Genomic DNA, 2,642 nt, shown 5'->3' on the forward strand with positions numbered 1-2,642 from the left:
CTGGACACGCTCACTGGCAATGCCGCGTTCAGCGGAGTGCCGGTGCGTGTCAGCCGGACCGCGCCTGGGGCGTCACCCGCTCCCCGGTAGACGAGCCGAGGACGTCGCGCGGAGCACCTGCCCGAAGCCTCGCTCCCGGCCGAGTGAAGGTGTCACCGAACCGTCGTGGACGGCCTCTCGACCCGAGATGAGGACGGCCTTTACCGCCGCGTCGTTGCGACGCACCAGCCGCACGTAGCCGCCAAAGTTCTCCATAGGCGCCTCGGTGGCGACCTCGAGCCTCTCGTCCAGACCCTCAGGATTCACCACCACCACATCCGCGCGCTTGCCCTGCGCCAACACGCCCGCGTCCAGCCCCATCCACTGGCCAATCTCCCCCGTGAGCCGGTGCACGGCGCGCTCCATGCTCATGAAGGGGTGGCCTCGGCGCTCGGCCTCGCGCACGCGGCGCAGCAGCCGCAGCGGGAAGTTGTAGTGGGCCATGTTGCGCAGGTGCGCCCCAGCGTCCGAGAAGCCGATGAGCACGTCCGGATGCTGGCAGATGAAGTCCAGCTCCTCAGGCCTGTCGTTGGCCATCACCGTGAACCAGCGCAGCGCGTCCCCGTACGTCGCCACCAGGTCCAGGAAGACGTCCACCCCGTGCCGCCCCTGCTCCTTCGCCACCTGTGCGAAGGACTTGCCCACCAGGCTCGCGTCCGGACAGCGGAGGATCTCCGACTGGTTGAAGTCACGGTGGAAGGCCTTGGGCAGAAAGCGGCTCGTCCACTGCCGGCGGAAGCGCTCACGGTAGGCAGGGTCCTTCAGCAGCTCCGAGCGGGAGGTGGCGTCCTGGAGGTGCAGCGCTGCGGTGCCCGCTCCGAACTCCTCGAAGACGACCAGGTCGATGCCGTCCGCCCACAGGTCGAACACCTCGGGCAGCGCCTGCCACCGGAAGTCTGCGCCCAACAGGCGGTTGAAGGTGCGCGAGAGGATGCCCACCAGCCGGTGGATGCCACGGCTGGCGCGCGCATCCATCATCGAGATGACCGTCGTCTTCAGCGGCTTGCGGAACAGGCCCACGCTCTCCAGCAGGAAGAGCAGGACGTTCACTTTGGTGCTGACGTTGGGTACGCCCTGGAAGACGCGGCCGCGCTCTCGCAGCAGGCGCGTGAGGCGGCGGTACTCGCTCCAACGCGCGAAGGTGGAGGGCAGGGGCCGGCTGCGGATGTCCCGGCTGCCGCCCATCTTGTCCCACTTGAGCGTCTGGATGGACAGCCCCAGGTAGCCCAGGTCCAGGCCCTCGCGGACCAGGGCCTCCATCCGGGACAGCTCTTCCGCGCTGGGGCGCTCGCGCCGGTCGAGGCTGCGATGGAGGCCCATCACGTTTGCTCGCAGTGCGGAGTGGCCGAGGAACGAGGCGACGTGTGGCCCCAGGGGCAGCGAGTCCAGGTGCTCCAGGTACTCGCCGAGCGTGTTCCAGCGCTTGCGCTCCTCGAGCAGCGAGCGCACGGTGGCGTAGGGGATGGCCTCCACACGGCAGAACATGTCCGCGAGGTCCTCGGGCGTGCCCAGCGCCAGGCTCAGGGAGCAGCTTCCCAGGACGATGGTGGTGACGCCGTGCCGCACCGACTCGGAGAGCGAGGGGGCCAGCTCCACCTCGGCATCATAGTGCGTGTGGAGGTCGATGAAGCCCGGCATGACCCAGTGCCCGCGTGCATCGATGACTCGCGTGGCGGGGGTCCGTGGCAGGGGAGCCTCCGAGAGCTCGGCGACGGTGCTCCCCTGGATGCCGACATGGCACGGGCGCGGAGGACTTCCGAGCCCATCGAAGACGAGGCCGTTCTCGATGATGAGGTCCACAGGGCCTCCGCCTCACTGCTCCCGCAGTGGGAGCACTCTCAGCGCTTGCGCCTGGCGGCACCCGCCGCCTTGCCGCGGCTCGGAGCCTTCTTCGCCCTGGCGCCGCTGGCCTTCTTCTTCGCGCCTGCGGCCTTCCTGGGGCTTGCGGCCTTCTTCGCCTTGACGCCGCTCGGCTTCTTCGCCTTGACGCTCGCGGCCTTCTTGGCGCTCGTGGCCTTCTTCCCCTTCGCACCCGCGGCCTTCTGCGCTTTGGCACTGCCCGCCTTCTGGCCCTTGGCGCCGGAGGGCCTCTTCGCCGCCTTCCTGGGCTTGGACTTGCTCACAGCCCGCGAGGGGGCCTCGGCTGTTTCCGAGGAGAAGGCATCGGCCAGGACGCGCCCTTGCCCCCCGGCGTGGGTGAAGGTCTCGAGCACCTCCTGGGCGACGTCGGGATTGAAGGGCCCCAGCATCCACGGCAGGTCCGCCACGAGGAGCGTTTGCCTCAGCAGCGCATCGTTGTACTGCTTCGCCAGCGCGCCCTCGGGGTCGGAGCCTTTCTCCGTGATGCGAACGTACTGGGATTCCGTCATGGGATGACCTCTCGGGTGTGGGCTCGGTGCTGTGACAGCCGGGGAGCCACAGAGCCCCAACAGTAAAAAGCGGGCCCGCGGCAAAGCCAAGGGGAGAGATCGCCTGTTCAGCTCCTGTCGCCTGGACCACAGCTCCCTTCACGGGTGTTGTCTTGCGGAAGTCTCCCTGGAGCCTTCCGGTACAGGCCCCCCGGCCTCTGGAATGCTCCGCGAAGAAGGCTCACTGCGTCATGA

The 2,642-nt window shown here is 68.5% G+C and carries 2 protein-coding genes; both read right to left on the reverse strand.

Features of this window, described 5'->3' with window-relative positions; all coding sequences use genetic code 11:
* Nucleotides 1-72: 72 nt before the first annotated feature.
* On the reverse strand, nt 73-1,839 hold the full coding sequence (locus tag VD972_RS37460) for an N-acyl-D-amino-acid deacylase family protein (protein ID WP_324993621.1): 1,767 nt from the start codon (nt 1,837-1,839) through the stop codon (nt 73-75).
* Between the two features lie 38 nt (nt 1,840-1,877).
* Nucleotides 1,878-2,408 carry a hypothetical protein gene (locus VD972_RS37465; RefSeq protein ID WP_324993622.1) on the reverse strand — a complete coding sequence of 177 codons (531 nt, stop codon included), beginning with the start codon at nt 2,406-2,408 and terminating at the stop codon, nt 1,878-1,880.
* Between the last annotated feature and the right edge of the window lie 234 nt (nt 2,409-2,642).

It is taken from the genome of Hyalangium sp. (assembly GCF_035629615.1).
In the GTDB taxonomy this organism is placed as follows: Bacteria; Myxococcota; Myxococcia; order Myxococcales; family Myxococcaceae; genus Hyalangium.

What these genes read in the sequence shown, in the direction of transcription:
- VD972_RS37465 (WP_324993622.1), bottom strand. Translation starts at nt 2,408, where the DNA reads ATGACGGAATCCCAGTACGTTCGCATCACGGAGAAAGGCTCCGACCCC.